The organism is Priestia sp. SIMBA_032, from assembly GCF_046535215.1.
In the GTDB taxonomy this organism is placed as follows: domain Bacteria; phylum Bacillota; class Bacilli; order Bacillales; family Bacillaceae_H; genus Priestia; species Priestia aryabhattai.
Genome location: NZ_JAWRXD010000647.1, coordinates 1 through 272, shown reverse-complemented (window position 1 = coordinate 272; position 272 = coordinate 1). Strand labels below are relative to the sequence as shown.

Genomic DNA, 272 nt, shown 5'->3' with positions numbered 1-272 from the left:
GACCGGCAGCGGCCTTGCCGCACAACTCGAGTGCGGTCTGCGCCCAGTCCGCGTCTGCCCCGGCCAGGCCACATCCAGGGCTGATGACGATCTGCTCGGCCAACACCTTGCGGGACAACCCGATTCGGTCGATCAGCTCGGCGCAGTCGGCGGCCACCTGCTCGGCAGCGAGTTCCTTGCCCGGGGCGGTGGCGGGTACTGCGCCCAGCACCATCTCGCGACCTTCGTCGAGCAGCAACCCGATACCGTCGAGATCAGCGGTGCGGACCTGC

At 69.1% G+C, this 272-nt stretch carries 1 protein-coding gene; it reads right to left on the bottom strand.

What is annotated here, in order from left to right:
* Positions 1–272 (bottom strand): hypothetical protein (locus SB717_RS35835; protein ID WP_486360796.1); only part of this gene is annotated, 272 nt, incomplete at both ends.